This is a genomic window from Oxobacter pfennigii (assembly GCF_001317355.1).
Lineage (GTDB): Bacteria > Bacillota > Clostridia > Clostridiales > Oxobacteraceae > Oxobacter > Oxobacter pfennigii.
In genome coordinates this window covers 1-17,621 of the sequence record NZ_LKET01000067.1, presented here as the reverse complement: position 1 = coordinate 17,621, position 17,621 = coordinate 1, and the positions used below count along the sequence as shown (strand labels likewise).

Annotated in this window: 15 protein-coding genes; 11 read left to right on the top strand and 4 right to left on the bottom strand. The window is 41.4% G+C overall.

All coding sequences use genetic code 11. The features are described 5' to 3' along the window. Positions 1–222 precede the first annotated feature (222 nt). From OXPF_RS19240 to OXPF_RS19225, 4 genes are all read left to right on the top strand, one after another. Positions 223–1,608 carry an MFS transporter gene (locus OXPF_RS19240; protein ID WP_054876842.1) on the top strand — a complete coding sequence of 462 codons (1,386 nt, stop codon included), beginning with the start codon at positions 223–225 and terminating at the stop codon, positions 1,606–1,608. 188 nt (positions 1,609–1,796) lie between these two features. Continuing rightward, complete coding sequence (locus OXPF_RS19235) at positions 1,797–3,179, top strand: MFS transporter (protein ID WP_054876841.1); 1,383 nt, start codon at positions 1,797–1,799, stop codon at positions 3,177–3,179. A gap of 543 nt (positions 3,180–3,722) precedes the next feature. Next, on the top strand, positions 3,723–5,111 hold the full coding sequence (locus OXPF_RS19230; RefSeq protein ID WP_054876840.1) for an MFS transporter: 1,389 nt from the start codon (positions 3,723–3,725) through the stop codon (positions 5,109–5,111). A gap of 344 nt (positions 5,112–5,455) precedes the next feature. Beyond that, the gene (locus OXPF_RS19225; RefSeq protein ID WP_054876839.1) at positions 5,456–6,850 is read left to right on the top strand and encodes an MFS transporter; all 1,395 of its coding nucleotides are present in this window, start codon (positions 5,456–5,458) and stop codon (positions 6,848–6,850) included. Positions 6,851–7,256: 406 nt separating this feature from the next. Here OXPF_RS19225 and OXPF_RS19220 read toward each other — a convergent pair whose 3' ends face one another. Then, a complete protein-coding gene (locus OXPF_RS19220) occupies positions 7,257–8,135 on the bottom strand; it encodes a LysR family transcriptional regulator (protein WP_054876838.1) in 879 nt (292 codons plus the stop codon). Between the two features lie 108 nt (positions 8,136–8,243). Between OXPF_RS19220 and OXPF_RS19215 the strand changes: the two genes are divergently transcribed. The 4 genes from OXPF_RS19215 to OXPF_RS19200 all read left to right on the top strand — a co-directional run bounded on the left by OXPF_RS19215 (position 8,244) and on the right by OXPF_RS19200 (position 12,053). Then, positions 8,244–9,251 carry a YeiH family protein gene (locus tag OXPF_RS19215; protein ID WP_054876837.1) on the top strand — a complete coding sequence of 336 codons (1,008 nt, stop codon included), beginning with the start codon at positions 8,244–8,246 and terminating at the stop codon, positions 9,249–9,251. Positions 9,252–9,281: 30 nt separating this feature from the next. Then, positions 9,282–9,860: a chromate transporter gene (locus OXPF_RS19210; protein ID WP_054876836.1), complete on the top strand. Its 579-nt coding sequence runs from the start codon at positions 9,282–9,284 to the stop codon at positions 9,858–9,860. After that, complete coding sequence (locus tag OXPF_RS19205) at positions 9,847–10,410, top strand: chromate transporter (protein WP_054876835.1); 564 nt, start codon at positions 9,847–9,849, stop codon at positions 10,408–10,410. The genes OXPF_RS19210 and OXPF_RS19205 overlap by 14 nt, the downstream gene beginning before the upstream one ends. A gap of 248 nt (positions 10,411–10,658) precedes the next feature. Further along, entirely contained in the window at positions 10,659–12,053 is a 1,395-nt protein-coding gene (locus OXPF_RS19200) for an MFS transporter (RefSeq protein WP_054876834.1), read from the top strand. Positions 12,054–12,167: 114 nt separating this feature from the next. Here the strand turns inward: OXPF_RS19200 and OXPF_RS19195 are convergent, their stop codons facing one another. Further along, positions 12,168–12,644, bottom strand: a complete 477-nt coding sequence (locus OXPF_RS19195; protein ID WP_054876833.1) for an SAM-dependent methyltransferase — start codon at positions 12,642–12,644, stop codon at positions 12,168–12,170. A gap of 115 nt (positions 12,645–12,759) precedes the next feature. Continuing rightward, complete coding sequence (locus OXPF_RS19190) at positions 12,760–13,575, bottom strand: MerR family transcriptional regulator (protein WP_054876832.1); 816 nt, start codon at positions 13,573–13,575, stop codon at positions 12,760–12,762. 367 nt (positions 13,576–13,942) lie between these two features. On the opposite strand from OXPF_RS19190, the gene OXPF_RS19185 reads away from it, so the two are divergent. Further along, complete coding sequence (locus tag OXPF_RS19185; protein WP_054876831.1) at positions 13,943–15,208, top strand: EAL domain-containing protein; 1,266 nt, start codon at positions 13,943–13,945, stop codon at positions 15,206–15,208. A 7-nt stretch (positions 15,209–15,215) separates the two neighbouring features. Here OXPF_RS19185 and OXPF_RS19180 read toward each other — a convergent pair whose 3' ends face one another. Next, positions 15,216–15,503: a Dabb family protein gene (locus OXPF_RS19180; RefSeq protein ID WP_054876830.1), complete on the bottom strand. Its 288-nt coding sequence runs from the start codon at positions 15,501–15,503 to the stop codon at positions 15,216–15,218. Positions 15,504–16,244: 741 nt separating this feature from the next. Here OXPF_RS19180 and OXPF_RS19175 point away from each other — a divergent pair. Next, positions 16,245–16,790 (top strand): LptM family lipoprotein, encoded by a 546-nt coding sequence (locus OXPF_RS19175; protein WP_242854462.1) that lies wholly within the window; start codon positions 16,245–16,247, stop codon positions 16,788–16,790. A gap of 659 nt (positions 16,791–17,449) precedes the next feature. Next, positions 17,450–17,621, top strand: a 172-nt coding sequence (locus tag OXPF_RS19170; RefSeq protein WP_152967662.1) for a transposase, incomplete at its 3' end; no start/stop codon positions are given.

The window sequence follows — 17,621 nt, the reverse complement described above, 5'->3', positions numbered from 1 at the left end:
TACAAGCAATAAGAAGTATTGCAGGAATTCGAAGCATCAGTAACAGGCAACAACTAAAAAAGGAGGGGATAAAGGAATAAATATCAATCTTGGCCAAGAAAATCAGGACAACACGCATACTGGCATATTTAAGACAGTTAACCCGGACTTGCTTAAAATTGCATAAATACACCTGCTCAAGAAAAATTACCGGTAAGATTAAAATTTAGGAGGTCGTATCTTATGAAAAAGCCCTTAAGTAAAGCCTTAAGAACCTTTTATGGTGTCGGAGACATGGGTTTCTCCTTAATGACCAGCGTTGAAACTTATCTGTTCGTATTTTTTATGACCAATGTTGCAAAATTTTCTCTTCCCATGGTTGCCTTGATAGGCTCTGTAACAAGTATAGCCGATGCCGTGCTGTCACCTTTCTACGGTGCCATAATAAGCGGCACCAAACCTATGAAATGGGGGCGCAACCGCTCCTGGATGCTCATAGCACCTCCCGCTGTTGTAATATTGTATATGTTCCAGTATACAAAAATAGGGCCTGAGCCCGTTGCAGCAGCCATAGTGTGTGCCGGTTTTATTTTAAGTCATATCGCCTGGAATATACCCTGGGTAGGAAACGTTTCAATGATTTCTGTTCTTGCAAGCAATCCCGAAGAGCGCGCCCTCTTAGCCTCAAGGCGTGCTACCTGGACTTCCGTTGCAGGGATGCTTTATTCCTATGTAGGATCACCTCTTGCAGCCTTTTACGGCAAGGTTACGGGAAACGAAACCTTAGGCTACACTCTTTTAGCCGGCTCCATGGCACTTTTAATGCTATGCGGCTACTGGACAATATTTAAGATGACCGACGGATACGAAGAAACAGGAGCACAGATAAGTGCCGCCTCATCTACCGCACAGAAGGTATCCGGAGGAGAAATGCTTAAAATGGTATTCCAGAATCCTCCTCTTCTAGTTCTTTTATTGGGAGACTTCTTCAGATACATGGTTAACTTCATAATGACTGCCGCTGCAGCATATTATTTCACCTATGTTGCACAAAATATGGCCTTAATGCCGGTATATATTTTAATAGGTTCCATTGCACAGCTTGTGGGGGCATACTTCTCCGGCGCCATATCGAAAGCCTTATCAACAAGGAATACCGCAGTATACGGTCTCTTCGGCCTGGCTGCATCCCTTATAGTATGTAAATTCGTAGCCATGAACGTAACCATGTTCTTCGTGGTGGTTACAGTGGTAAGGATGTTCTTAGGAATTTTGACTTCCGTAATGGTTGCCATGTACTCCGACGTTGCGGTATACGGAGAGTGGAAGACAGGCAAAAATGCCATTTCATTTATAATGGGCCTGATGACATTGTCATTAAAGACAGCTATCATATCAAGAGGAACCATTATCCCCATAGTTCTTGCAGCCTCAGGCTTCGTGGCAACGGCTGATCCTTCAACGGCATCACCGGAGCTTAAAAACGCCGTTAACAACGTATTCTTATTAATCCCGGGAATATTCGCCGCCGTATCCTGCGTCATAATGGCCGTGGGATATAAATTAAGCAGAGAAAAACTGGCTGAACTGCAGGCTGAAATCGACAGCAGAAAAGGCCAGCCGGCATAACAAAAATTTAAAAAATTGAATTTTTAAGAGTGCTGTTTCTTTAGGTGAACTTAAGGAAACAGCGCTCTTAATTTTTTTAGGGCTGGAAATTTTACGTTGAATTTACTGGAAATAGACAACAACTATAAAAAGGGGAGAAAGTGGAATAATATATTCACGGAAGAATTAAAATTTAGGAGGTTGTATCTATGAAAAAGCCGTTAAGCAATGCTTTGAGAACCTTTTACGGTGTTGGTGACTTAGGTTTCTCGTTGATGACATCAGTTGAACTTTATCTATTCGTATTTTTCCTTACAAATGTCGCAAGGTTTTCTCTTCCGATGGTTGCGCTGATAGGCTCTGTAACAAGTATAACAGACGCCGTTCTTTCCCCTTTCTACGGTGCCATAATAAGCGGAACAAAACCGATGAAATGGGGCCGTAACCGCTCCTGGATGCTTATATCGCCGCCCATTGTCGTAATTTTGTATATGTTCCAGTATACAAAAATCGGACCTGAGGCTGTAGCTGCAGCCATTGTATGCGCTGGCTTCATTTTAAGCCATATCGCATGGAATATACCCTGGGTAGGGAATGTTTCATTGATCACTGTCCTAGCCAATAACCCGGAAGAGCGTGCGCTTTTAGCCTCAAGGCGCGGTGCCTGGACCAGCGTGGCAGGAATACTTTATTCTTACATCGGTTCACCCTTTGCACAGTTTTTAGGAAGGGCCACGGGAAATGAAATTTTAGGCTATACCCTTCTTGCGGGGGCCATGGCATTTTTGATGCTTGTGGGTTACTGGACCATATTTAAATTGACGGAAGGGTATGAGGAGACCGGAGATGAGATTAAGGCAGGGGCTCCTTCCGGCCAGAAAGTATCCGGCGGAGAAATGCTGAGATTGGTGTTTCAGAACCCTCCCCTTCTGGTACTTTTATTAGGAGACTTTTTCAGATACATGGTTAACTTCATAATGACTGCTGCTGCGGCATATTATTTCACCTATGTGGCACAGAATATGTCACTGCTTCCGGTTTATCTTCTGGTTGGCTCAATTGCACAGCTTGTCGGCGCATATTTCTCCGGGGCCATATCAAAAGCACTGACTACAAGGACCGCCACAATTTTTGGGCTATTCGGCCTTGCCGCATCCTTGATAATATGCAAATTCGTAGCTTTAGATATTACAATGTTCTTTATAGTGGTAAGTATAGCAAGGGTATTCTTAGGGCTTTTAACGGCGGTATTGGTCGCATTGTATTCCGATGTTGCGGTATACGGAGAATGGAAGACAGGACATAATGCGGCGCCCTTTATCATGGGCTTGATGAACCTTTCGCTGAAGTCTGCCGTTATTTCAAGAGGCATAATAATCCCAATAGTTTTAGCGGCTGCAGGCTTCACCGCCGGTGCAGACCCAGCCACAGCAACCTTGGAGCTTAAAAATGCAGTTATAAACGTTTTTTTGTTTATTCCAGGCATATTTGCCGCCATATCCTGTGCAATAATGGCTTTTGGATATAAACTTACAAGGGAAAGGCTTATGGAGCTGCAGGCTGAAATCGACAAAAAAAAGGTAAGAACCTAATAATTTTTATAAAAGGGAGTTCAATTTAAGGTTGAACTTCTTTTTTTATGTACTTTATATATTTAAAATTTGCGATTTAAATATTTTTATTAAATATTAATTATTTTTTGTATTTTGAAAGTATTAATTTTAAGATATATTAAGAAAGAACAAGGTAAAGAGAGTATTAGTAACACTATTATTCCAAACATAAAAATACATAATTTGTGCAGATATTACAAAGTGTATAAACTTAACAATAGGACTGTTTTAATAAGATACGCACTATTTGTAAGTTGAAGCTATATTATGTCGTCCTTAATTTGTTGTAAAGGAGGAGTGTGGTTTAAGCTAAAATGCATTTACTAATGATGCAACTCAAGGGAATCTACAATTCATAAGCAGCAATAGTTATCTATTGACAGCATGGTTTGATTTCATCATGAGTAATATTAGCTAAAATTGACACCATAAGAAGCGCAGAATTCCTGGCTAGCAGCAAGTTTTAAAATAAGACTGGTAGCAAAATTTACAGTAAATGAAATATTAAGGAGAGTGTATCTTATGAAAAAACCTTTGAGTAAGGCCATCAAGACCTTTTATGGCATTGGTGACCTGGGTTTCTCTTTGATGACCAGTGTTGAAACAGTATTGTTCGTATTTTTCATGACTAATGTAGCCAAGTTCTCATTGCCAATGGTTGCTATCATTGGTTCAGTCACAAGTATAGTAGACGCTATTTTATCACCTTTTTACGGCGCCATCATTAGCGGTACAAAACCCATGAAGTGGGGACGTAACCGTTCATGGATGCTGGTTGCACCTCCCCTGGTTGTGGTATTGTATGCCTTCCAGTATACAAAAATTGGGCCTGAACCCGTTGCCGCAGCCATCGTATGTGCCGGATTTATTTTAAGTCATATAATCTGGAATATTGCATGGGTTGGAAACGTTTCATTGATAACAGTCCTTGCAAACAATCCGGAAGAAAGAGGTTTGCTTGCAGGAAGACGCGGAACTTACTCAAGCCTTTCGGGCGTATTCTTCTCATATATAGGCTCACCTCTTGCAATATTATTAGGTAAAGTTACAGGAAACGAAATATTGGGATATACATTATTGGCTGCAATAATGGCCTTTTCAATGATGATAGGTTACTGGACAGTATTTAAATTAACCGAAGGATATGAAGAGACAGGAGAAGAAGTACAGGCTTCAGGCCCTGCAAAGTCTCAGAAAGTATCCGGCAAAGACATGTTGAAGATGGTTTTCCAGAATCCTCCCCTTCTTGTTCTTTTATTGGGAGACTTCTTCAGATATATGGCAAGCTTTATCATGACTTCCGCAGCAGCGTATTACTTCACTTATGTTGCACAGAACATGGGACTTCTTCCCATATACCTCCTTGTAGGAGCTATTGCCCAGGTAATAGGAGCATATTTCTCAGGAGCTTTCGCAAAGGCATTATCAACAAGGAATGCAGCAATTATAGGACTTTTCGGACTTGCAGCATCCTTCATAGTCTGCAAATTCGTAGGTATGAATATAACTTTATTCTTCGTAGTTGTATGCGTTGTAAGATTGTTCTTAGGTCTTTTAACAGCTGTAATGGTTGCATTGTATTCTGACGTTGCTGTATACGGTGAGTGGAAGACAGGGCATAATGCGGCACCTTTTATCATGGGCTTGATGAACCTTTCATTAAAGACTGCAATTATATCAAGGGGTACTGTAATTCCAATAGTTCTTGCAGCAGCAGGCTTCGTTTCGGGAGCAGACCCTGCTACAGCAAGCTTGGAGCTTAAAAATGCCGTTATAAACGTATTCTTATTCATACCCGGCATATTCTCCCTTATCTCTGCAGTTATCCTTGCTGTAGGTTACAGGCTGACAAAGGAAAAGCTGACTCAATATCAGTCAGAAATAGATAAGAGGAAGATGCAGGCGGCATAAACCGCATTGATAATTTAATAAAAAACAGGCCTATTTCAGCAAGTATACCGGAAATAGAAACCGGGCCGACACCAGGTATGGATTTCAAGTAAGGATATTCGGCTGGATTAAGCCCGGAAGCTGTTTTTTCAATAAACTTGTCAGCGGACTTGATTTCAGCCCCGCAGACAAATACTCTGAGCAAGCTTTCATAGCAACAGCATATGCTTTGCAGGGAGACTTGGCTCAAACCTTCGCTAATAACCTATAGGGTTATTGCAGCATCAGAATACTGTAAGCAAAAAATAAATAAGAATATAGTTAAGATTATTAGTTATGTTCTTATAAATATGAGGAGAATCAAAATGGAAAAATATCAACTTAAAGAAAGCGAAATAATGGCATATGCTCTTCCAAACGCTGTTTCGGCCATGGTACACACCATACCGGTTATGTACGGAATGATGTTTATGACCGAATATTTAGGAATTTCCGCTACCGCTATGGGCACGGCAATGCTTGCTACAAAATTGCTTGATTATGTCGTGGCCATCTTTGCCGGCGGTATTATAGAGAAAACTCAAAGCAAGAAACACGGTAAGTACGCTCTATGGATGAGAATAACTACTTTCACGTTATTTTTCGGTTCATTGCTGCAGCTTGTTGATACCACGGGGATCATTTCTTCATCATTGGTAAGATTGATTTTCGTATCCGTCTTCTACTGCACTCTGCACTTCGGAATGAATTTCCGTGCAACATCTCAGGGAGGTATTTTGCAAAGGATGGGCGGTCCTTCAATGGAAATAAGGAAACGCTTAAATGCCCGCCAGGCTCAAATCAATGCTGCTGTTACCATTATATCAGGCGCAATAACACTTCCGCTGATTCAATTCTTCGCAAATATATTCGGAGCAGCCAACGGTTACGCTATTACTATTATTGTATTTGGTATTTTGTTCTTAGGCTTAAGCTTCTTTATGCTTTTCCCGGTGATGAAAAAATACGATCTTCCCAGAGAGGGTGCTGCGGTTGCCAATGCTCCCACTATAGGCCAGATGTTCAAATCCATTGTCACCAACAAACAGATGATTGTTGTGTTTTTAATGATTACATCCATGACGGTAGGAACACAGATATTTACCCCCCTTGTGGCTTATTATTTTAAAGTCGTTACAGGGAATCTCTCTGCAATGACCCTGCTCTTAACAATTCAGGGCATAGGAGCATTTTTATTCAGCCTTATTGCGCCGGCTATAGCCAAAAAGCTTGGCAAGAAGGGCGCCCTTATCTTCAGCTCGGCTCTTTCAATCGCCTGCTATCTCGGCATTTGGCTTATCGGGCTTAAAAATATTTGGGCTATGGTGGCATTTGCCTGCCTGATTAAAGGCAGTGATGCCATTTACAGATGCTTCTCCACTAACTACTTCCTTGACTGCGGTGAGTATGGTTACTACACCACAGGTCAGGACAACAGAACCATGGCGCTGACAGTTATGAACTGGCCCATTAAAATCGGGTTCCTGGCAGGGGGTTCGGCAGTAGGCTACGGTCTTGCTATGATCGGTTACTCTGCGGGTATGGAAGTTACTTCGGTATTTGCCAATAAGTTTATGATGTTATTCGGACTTGTTCCGGCGGCCTTCTTCCTGGTTACGCTTGTTCTGGCGGTAGTTGCATACAAGCTTACGGACGAACAGGCTGAATTTTACGCCAATGAAAACATTAAAAGAGAAGCTGCTCTTAAACAAGCTAAGTAATATTATATTATAGCCGGCACAATTTTCATTGACACAATAAGGTGCTCAGCATTTTGTTTGCCGGCTGCTTGTTTTCTGACTCGCCGGCCGGGGCAGAGCAGGAGGCAGCAACGTTTGATGCAGGCGCCTGCCGCCCGTATGAATTGAAACAGAAGAAGACTCAGAAATGAGGCTACAGATTGACAAAGGAAAAATTGACCCAGAGTACCAGGCAGAAATAGATAAGAGAAAAGCTCAGGCGGAGTAAACCGCATTAATAATTTAACAAAAAACAGGCCGCGAAACGGTTTCATAGGGAAACGTGTTAAACTATACCCTAAAACCGGTACGGAAAAGAATAAAAGAGGCACTATCCCGCAAGAGATAGCGCCTCTTTTACATCAAGAGAGGTATACAGTAAAAAAGATTATATATTTATTTTGGCGCACAAAGTAATAAAATTCTTCATTGCCTCGGTGAGGTATTTATTTTTATGAAAAACCATCTTAAACTTGCGGTCAAACCTGAGGCCTTTGATCTCTTTAGCAAGTAATATTCCGGACTTAACTTCGCTTGCAACTGCACGCTTTGAAATCACTGAAATTCCCAGTCCCTCCGCCACGGCCATTTTTATGGTGTCGGCATTATTGCATGTCCAGACCTCATTCCAGGAAAGATCATTGGCTGACATTACATCCTCGAAGGTTTTACGGGTTCCGCTTCCATTTTCACGGCTGATGAAATCTTCCTTTTTAAGCTCCTGCGGCTCTATAACAGGAATAGCTGAAAAACGGTGCCTGACGCCGCAAATCAGCACGAGCTCGTCATCCATAAAGGGCATATTGACTATATCGGGGGAAAAAATATCTCCCTCCACTATAGCAATGTCGGTTTGGTCGTGCAGTATCCGGTTTTCGATTTGCTTGGTATTGCCCTCGAAAACTCTTATAAGGACCTTCGGTTTTAACCGTTTAAAAGCAGAAACCAGCTGAGGGAGTACGCTGGAGCCAACTGTGACGCTTGTACCAAGGCTGATTGAGCCGCTGTTATGCAAAGCTTTCATATCCTTTTCAATATCCGTATTCATCCGGATCATATGCCTGGCATAACTGAGCAATTTTTCGCCGGCCTGTGTCAGATAAAGCTTCCTTGTTAACCGTTCAAAAAGGCGTATGCCATAATGCTTTTCAAGCTCAGCTATTGCCTGGCTGACAGCGGACTGCGACATAAAGAGAGCTTCGGCTGCGGCGGTCATATTCATATTGTCACAGACAGCCACAAATATTTTAAAATGGCGTAAAGTCAAGGCTTAAATCTCCTATTCATAAGTATTATCTTATCATCATAATAAGATAATAGTATTTTACTTATAAACCGTCAAGGAGTATGATTGACTTTAGGGAGGTGGATGCTATTGAAATCAATTATAAATAGATTGTCGGGAGTCATGCTGACAGCAGTTATTGCCTATCCTGCGTGGCTTATCGGAAGGATATACCCGGTTATCGGCAGTCCTGTATTGGCTATCCTGTTCGGAATGATATTGGCATTCTGGAAAAGACCGCCTGTATTCGAGGATGGAGTGAAATATACCTCAAAAAAGCTGCTTCAGTATTCCATAATTCTTCTCGGCTTTGAGATGAACCTTTATAATGTTCTGGCAGTCGGAAGTCAAACGCTGGTGCTGATGGCGTTTACGCTGACCGCTGCCTTTGTGACCGCTTTTGCCGCAGGAAGGCTTTTAAAAATTGACGGCAAAACGGGCACCCTCATAGGAGTAGGCACCGCCATTTGCGGCGGCTCGGCCATTGCGGCGACAGCCCCGGTGATAAACGCCAGCGATGAGCAGGTGGCTCATTCCATATCGACTATTTTCCTGTTCAATGTGATTGCGGCATTTCTGTTCCCCTTCCTTGGTCATGTGTTGAATATGGGGGACCATGCCTTTGGCCTTTGGGCAGGCACCGCCGTAAACGACACATCCTCTGTAGTGGCTGCCGGATATACCTTCAGCAATGAAGCGGGCAACCTGGCCGTGATCGTTAAGCTCACAAGGACCCTCATGATAGTACCCGTCACACTGGCACTTGCAGTCTATACGTCGCGTAAATCCATAGGGGATGCCCCTGCCGGGGAAAAGGGCAAAAGCTACAGCATCGCGAAAATATTCCCCTGGTTCGTTCTCGGATTTATTGCCGCATCCATTATAAGCACTTTTATTCCTATTCCATGGGGAATAGGCGGCTTCCTTGCCAAAGCCGGCAAATTCGTAATTGTAATGGCCATGGCCGCTATCGGACTTAACACCAATGTGGTAAAACTGGTGAAAAACGGAGCAGCTCCAATTCTGCTGGGTTTAATCTGCTGGACGGTTCTGTCATTGACTTCCCTGGGGCTTCAGTTCATATTATTCGGCGCTTAATTCATTTAACTTAAAAAAGGGGGGCAACTATTGAAGCATGATGCGAAATTTTACTGGAAGCTTTTTATATACACATTCCAGTTAAGCGCTTTTACCTTCGGAGGCGGTTATGTTATTGTACCGCTGATGAAAAAGCGGTTTGTCGATAAACTCGGCTGGATAAACGAAAAGGAGATGCTTGATTTTACTGCCATAGCTCAGTCCTCACCCGGTGCTATTGCCGTAAACGCATCTGTTTTGCTGGGCTATCATCTTTCGGGAATCCCGGGGGCTCTGGTTGCTATTTTTGGCACCGTATTGCCGCCTCTGATATTGCTGTCGGTTATTTCCATAGGATACAGTGCCTTTATAAAAAACCAGGTGGTGAAGAATGTACTGCTTGGTATGCAGGCAGGGGTTTGCGCGGTCATTATAGATGTTGTAACCGATATGGGCAGAAGCATTATCAAAGACAAAAGGATTATGCCGGTCATACTTATGATTGCCGCATTTACGGCAGGAGCTATATTTAATGTCAATGTTGTATTGATTATTCTTATATGCGGGCTTGCAGGCTTCCTTTCTGTCATAAAAAGCTCCGGAAAGGACGTAACAAATGATATATCTTAAGCTGTTTTGGGCTTTCTTCCAGATAGGGCTTTTAAGTATTGGCGGCGGTTACGCCGCAATGCCCCTTATACAGAATCAGGTGGTTGATACCTACGGCTGGCTGAATATGGACGAATTCGCCAATGTCATTACCATCTCCCAAATGACGCCCGGTCCTATTGCAATAAACTCCGCTACCTTTGTAGGCATACGCATTGCCGGAATTTGGGGAGCGGTTATTGCAACGGTTGGCTGTATCCTGCCATCCTGTGCTATAGTTTTGCTGCTTGCAATCCTGTACAGGAAATACAAAAACCTGAAGTATGTCCAGGGTGTTCTTAAAAGCCTGCATCCGGCCGTCGTCGGAATGATTGCATCGGCAGGCTTTGCCATAACGGTGAACACGCTATGGAATGGGGAGGCGGTTTCCCATGACATCGGCGATATTGATTTTGTTTCGGTAGCTCTAATTGCGGCTTGTATTTTCTCTTTAAAAAAAATCAAAATAAATCCTACATTTGTCATGCTCGGAGCAGGTATTGCCGGCGGGATTATTTACAGCCTGATATAAAAGAGATAAAAATGTGCCCATTGGGCTCATTTTTTTTATCTCGATATAAAAACACAATAATTGTAAAATTAATACAAAGGTTGTATAATTGAATTGGTCAACTGAATTTACAGAAAATTAACATTAATAAGAGGTGATGATAGGGTAAAAATCTAACTTATGAATTTAAGGTATACAAGGGAAAACACCCAGCTTTAGCCGGGAGTGAAAGTAGGTTTAGAGGAAAAAAATATTGAGGAGGTTTTTATATGAAAAAACCATTAAGCAAGGCTATAAAGAACCTTTATGGCATAGGCGACCTTGGTTTCTCATTAATGGCCAGCGTTGAAACTATATTATTTGTATTCTTCTTGACCAACGTAGCAAAATATTCACTTCCCATGGTTGCAATCATAGGCTCGGTGACAAGTATTGCCGATGCCGCCTTATCGCCTTTCTACGGTGCCATTATAAGCGGTACCAAGCCGTTAAAATGGGGGCGCAACCGTTCCTGGATGCTAATTGCCCCCCCTGTAGTCGTTATCCTTTATGCATTCCAGTACACGAGAATAGGACCCGAACCTGTTGCCGCAGCAATCGTATGCGCCGGATTTATTTTAAGTCATATAGCATGGAATATACCCTGGGTTGCAAATCTCTCATTGATATCGGTACTTGCGAACAATCCCGAAGAGCGCGGATTTTTGGCATCAAGGCGCGCTACCTATTCCAGTCTTTCAGGCATATTCTTCTCATATATCGCTTCACCTCTAGCAATATTCTTAGGAACCATCACCAGAAATGAAACATTAGGATACACTCTTCTTGCAGGACTCATGGCATTTTTAATGATGTGCGGTTACTGGATAGTATTTAAAATAACCGACGGATATGAAGAGACGTCAACGGAGGTTAACACCGTTGCAAAAGAAGCTCCTAAGGTTGAAAAGGTTCCGGTCAGCGTCATGCTTAAAATGGTATTTCAAAATCCCCATCTTATCGCATTGCTGATAGGCGATTTTTTCAGAAGCATGACCAGCTTTGTAATGACAGCCTCCGCCGCATATTACTTCACCTATGTGGCACAAAACATGGCGCTGTTGCCCTTGTATCTTTTAATAGGCGCCGTAGGGCAGTTAATTGGAGCATATTTCAGCGCAAGAGTAGCCAAGGTATTGACCAACAGGACTTCTGTTATAGTAGGAATGTTCGGACTGGCCGGATCCCTTATACTCTGTAAATTCGTCGCCATGAATATTGTGCTGTTCTTTGTAGTTATCACGGTCGTTAGACTGTTCTTAGGGCTTTTGACAGCCGTTACCGTTGCTTTGTATTCCGATGTTGTCGTATACAGCGAATGGAAGACAGGCAAAAATGCCTCTGCCTTTATCATGGGCTTGATGACCTTATCCTTAAAGGTTGCCATCATATCGAGGGGTACCGTAATTCCCATAGTCCTTGCCGCCGCAGGCTTTGTCTCGGGAGCAGACCCGGCTACAGCCACGATGGAGCTTAAAAACGCCGTTGTAAACGTATTTACCTTTATTCCCGGCCTCTTTGCATTGGTGGGCGCATTGATCATAGCATTTGGATACAGGCTCACCAGAGAAAAGATTGAAGGTTACCAGGCTGAAATCGACAGGAGAAAGATTCAGGCCGTGTAGTATAAAAGATTCATATTAAAGAGGCTGCATACAAAATTGCAGCCTTTTTAAATACACGAAACTCATAGTACGGCCAGCAGTTTGAATTTTGTCTTATCTGCTTATGCCGGAATATTAAAAATTAAATTCATTTTCCCAATCAAAGTTTTCAGATTGGTCCAAACTTTTGGGCCAATGTCTGCACCATTCCGGCACGCCGGGATTTTCAACCCTGTCAAGGCTTGGCGTATACGGCTTTATGTCAAGCACAGGCGTTCCGTTATTAGCGTCAATATAGGCAATTTGGATGATGCCTTTTGAGAAGTCGGCATAAATAACCTGTGCCGTAGTTAACGCGATAGGATTTGGGCGGATCGGCGACCTTGTGGCAAATATACCCATTAAAGGCGGAGCCTTTTTATACGGCTGGGGCGCTTCAAATACATTTCTCATTTCCTCACTGTCAAAGTCACTGAACCACCAGATAACATTTATATGGCTGAATCCGTCTAATGCCTGCAGTGCAGGGATATATTTTGGCTCAAGTTCGATGAACATTCCGTCGTCGTTTACGTTGATTTTGCCGATAGGGTGTACTTGAAAATTCTGCATAATGCATACCTCCATAATAAATTTTGATTTATCTGTAAGTTCAGTGTAAACCTTCACATCATGTGAGAGTCAACAGCAAAAAAGCGTCCTGCAAAAATCTGCAAAACGCTTTATATTACATCTTTTCTAATGGTATTTGGATTTCGGTCAGGTATTTATCAGGATTTTCCTCGTTCCACGGCCCGCGGTGGACAATTTGCCTGCTCTGTCCGCTCATTTTATATTGACTATGCTCTTGCAGCCATTTTGCAAAGGCAAGATACGCGCTCCCAATGTTTTCAAAGGGCCCATATACCATAGTGCATGCCATAATTGGCACAGGTTCCGTATTCCGATAGGTGAAACCGCAAATATCCTTCCCTATTCGGGCCACGGGAGCGCATATTTCAATGTCAACGTCTGTTTCCCTATAATCTGTGTCGTGATAGATGGTAAAGGTACTGTTTGAAATGGGTATATTATTTTGGCCTGCAAAAGCCGACATCTCTTCCCACAATTGTCCCTCGGCATAATAATCACGGACAATTCGCCTTAAAGAAAACACCTGGCAACTGGGTGTAGATTTAATGGAAACATTGCAGTGTAGCGTTATCCTTTCCTGCAGAATATCTCTTTTGGCCAGCTCAATTTTAGATAGTTTATACTGTTCGGCTTTAATTGTGCTCTCAATTTCCAGGCGCTTATTATCAAGCTGATCAGTTATAAATTCGTCATTCCAATGATTAAGGGCAAGCGCAATTTCAGAAATGTTAAACCCTAAATCCCGCAGGAATATTATTTTATTCAAAACAGGAATTTGCTCTACAGAGTATAGCCTGTAATTTGTAAACTTATCTATTGCGGCAGGTTTCAGCAATCCTGTTTCATCATAGTATCTTAGCATTCGGATTGATACTTGCGTTAATTTGGAGAACTCGCCTATTTTGAACATACGCATCACCTCTATAATCAGTAATTATATCGTGAGCAGAATGAAACTGCAAATAAAATACATTCCTTGTCTGTTGCCTGTCTTTCCGGGAAAGGTAAAAAAAGACTGGGATATACCTTTATTAAAACTGTATGCCAGGAACAATTCAGCATATTTGATCTGCGGCATTAATAGGTCAGTATGTCAGTTGTTAAAAAAACCTGCAGAAAAACATTGATATTTTGATTTTTAATTAGTAGAATTATAATAATTATTCATAAAAATGCATAAGGAAGTAAAAGTTATTGGCAATGGAGCCTTTAGAAAAAAGCAGACAAACGGTTTTTGCTTTTCTGAAGGCTTTTATTTTTAGGCGGGGGGTTTATTGATGCAGGTTGTATACGACAGTTATATCAAGAATAATCAGGAAGCCTTCAATATAATAGATATAATAAACCAAAAGAAATTAAAGGTGCAATTCCAGCCCATAGTATCCATAAATCAAAAGAGAATCTGCGGATTGGAAGGATTGATTCGTGGAATCAACATAAAGAATAATGAAATTATAGAGCCAGAAATGCTCTTTTATGCCGCGGCAGAGATTAACTTGATCATTGAGCTTGACAGGGTTTGTAGGGAAAAGGTTTTGGAAGCCTTCAAGGATATTTATGATAAAAACAAAGACATGCTTTTGTTTTTAAACATCGACGCTTCAATTTTAGAAAAGGTGGTTGGGTCTGAATATTTGATAAACCAGGTTAAAAGGCAGAGTATCAATCCGGGGAGCATAGTAATTGAAATAAACGAATCCAAAGTAAAAGACACCAATGCCTTGAAGAGATTCATAGATACTTACAGAAAACTCGGTTTTTTAATCGCCTTGGACGATGTGGGAGCAGGATTTTCAAACCTGGACAGGATACCTGTTGCCAGGCCCGATATTATAAAAATAGATATATCCTTAATCCGAAGCATTTATGATAATTATTACAAACAGGAGATATTCAGGTCTCTAAACACCCTGTCCAATAAAATAGGAGCCCTTGTAATTGCAGAAGGGGTGGAGACGGAAGAAGAGGCTATTGAAGTGATGGAATTGGGCGGAAATATGATACAGGGCTATTATTTTTCAAAACCGATAAGCATAAACAACGAGCTGCCGGCGTTTATCCATGACAGGATAGAAGATTTGGCAGATAATTTTAAGGTTCATATGGATAAAGCCATAAAAAAGGACAGGCAGGACGAAAAGAGGATTTTATCGGCAATAAATAATACCATAAAAAGGCTAAAATCAACACCCATGGCAGAATTTCATAGAAAGCTAATTGAAAGGCTGAAGGAAAATGAAAATGTGGAATGCCTGTATGTCCTGGATGAAAAGGGCATACAGGTCAGTGAAACCATATGCTCATACTATGGTGAAGATACAAATATGTTCTTTCAGCCGGCAGAAATCGGAACGGATCATTCCATGAAAAAATATTATTACTATCTTCATGATGCCGGCCTGGGCAAGTATTTGACGGAACCGTACATATCGCTGGCAACAGGAAGCCTATGTGTAACCTTCTCAAAGCCCTTTAAAAACATAGAAAATAAAAAATACATACTGTGCATGGACTTCAATATAAGAACGGATTCCGCCAAATAAAAGCATTTTAAGATTCGTAGCAGACGGCGGCTCCTGTTTCCAACACTTCACCTACATATTTTGAAACCTCAACATGTACAGGATGGGATATGTAACTTTCAAAATCCGCCATGGAATTAAATTTTGTAATTAGCAGAATATCATAGGACATGGCAGTGCTCCTTATATTGATTTTAGCCTCGACATCCAATAGCTCGGGGATTTTTCCCTTCATGCCAAGAAGCACTTCCTGGGCTTTTTTTATGTTGTCGCTGTTTCTTTCTTTTAGCTTTAGCATAAGAGTGTTAGTAATCATCTTAAATAGCCTCCTTTTTATATATTTTTAAGAACAATATTGATTTACATTTTGTAGATACAACAGAAACGGATATGAAAGACCGGGAGGAAAAATACCCTCTTCTGCATCACCCTGCTCTTTTGTCATAATACCGCATAATACCGTAAGATACCAGTCTGTTTATCATTTCCTTCTGCAATTCTTTTATGTTTTTCTGTAATTTGCTGCTCCGTGAGCTTTGAAAAATCGATACCGAAAAATCTTCTTACGGATTGGCGGCAGTTAAATCGGATATTGCTGCAAAAACTGAGAAAGGAACAACAAATGCGGCAATTATGCCAGTTGCAATTAAAATTCTGACTTTTTTCATTTCAACGCCTGCTACTATTATTTACTAACTTCATATTATCCATGAAATGTGTCTAATCCTTGGTTGATTTTTAAAAAATTTTGAACATTTTTCATTTTAAAAGTTGTGCTGGGTTGGATGCTTATCAAGAAAACAGTGTGCCCTATATCTCTTGATACTCTTAACCAAAATTCAAAGAAGCAAAACGCATTTCGAACTTGCTCATTAATAGGGGCTTCTCACTGACCTTAAGTTCAAAGAAGTAAGACCTTTCGGCCTTTTTAGAGCAGATTTTTATCAGAATGATTCCCAGAAAAAGGATATTGAATTTGCCGATATTTCCATTCATAATTAAATACATAAAGCTTTTGTTTCCAGAGTTTTAAAAATATTACTTAGGAGTGAACATTATGAAGAAATGGACAAGTTTTGTAGCTGCTATTGTTATTGTTTTCTTGCTCGCCGGTTGTTCTGCAAATGCTAATTTATCTAAAGAAGCACAGGATTCTGCTAACCAACAGCCACAACAGTCAGTAGAATCTGATAACCAAGTATCAAATGAAAACATACCTTTTACCAGTTTGGAAGAATTGGAAGAAATTTACGCGGTAAATTGGAATAAGTATGGGGGTGGGGCTAATACAGCTGGCAGCCTACCGGAACTGCAGCAATTTGTAAAAGCCCCTGTTCATATTACAATTGAAGGGTTTAATAGTCTATCCCTTGAAGATCGTAAAAGATATACAAAGATTTTACTAATTTACATGGACTTAAATACTAAAGAACTTGGACTTTTATTGGACAACGATGGAATTAAATTTGAGGCGGATGAAGATAGTATGTCTGATTATTGGCTAGTAACACCTGAAACGTTTGCTGGAAATGCAGGATATTTTTGGCCCAAAGACAATCATTGGGGACCGGAACCGTTTACACCGGACACTCCGAAAAGATAGGAAATCGAGTAGGAGGGGGCTTGCCGCCCTATTCTACTCGATTTTATTGACTTGTTTAACAACTCTTTTATAAACTCATTTGGCTTATCTGCATACAACCTCCACCGTAACGGAAACTTCGATTTTCACAAAGGTATCCTGGGCTATAGCAGGATGGATTTTGAGTGGCGGTGTGCATTACCGTTGCGTACGAGTGTGTGCTGAGCGTCGGGTGGTAGCCTATATATCCATTGGCTAGCGAACCGGAAAACCCATTGAATGCCAGGAATAATGCCCCTGCCGCATATGGGCTAATCGTATTACCTGAGCAACTGACAGCGGTGGAACCGTCGGCATTCTGAGCTACCCCGCAATTGTAATAACTGAGTGCCTGTGGATACGTTCCTTTTGATTGTTTCCAATTCATGAAATGCGCTGCGCCAGCTTCCAAAGCACTTAACACTGTGGGATAGCTTCCGCCCCCTACTTGCATAAGGTTTTTCGTGCTTGCAACTGATCCACCCACGCCAAAGTTTGATTCTTGTGAAATAATCGCTAATATTGCCCGTGGGTCGACACCGTATCGAATGGACGCCAAGTTAACTTTGTAGCGGTATAATGAAGTTGTAACACCTCGGTCTAATAGATATAATAAATTTATTAGAGAAAGAGGGATAACGATGAATAGGTATTATGAAGAAGAATTCAAAAACAAAATTGTTCGTCTTCATCTTGAAGAAGGACGTACTTTAAAAAGCTTATCTGAGGAATATGGAGTTTCTAAATCAGGTATTTCAATATGGATAAAAGCTTATCGTGAAGAATGCTCAACAAACCATGAATTAAAAGAAG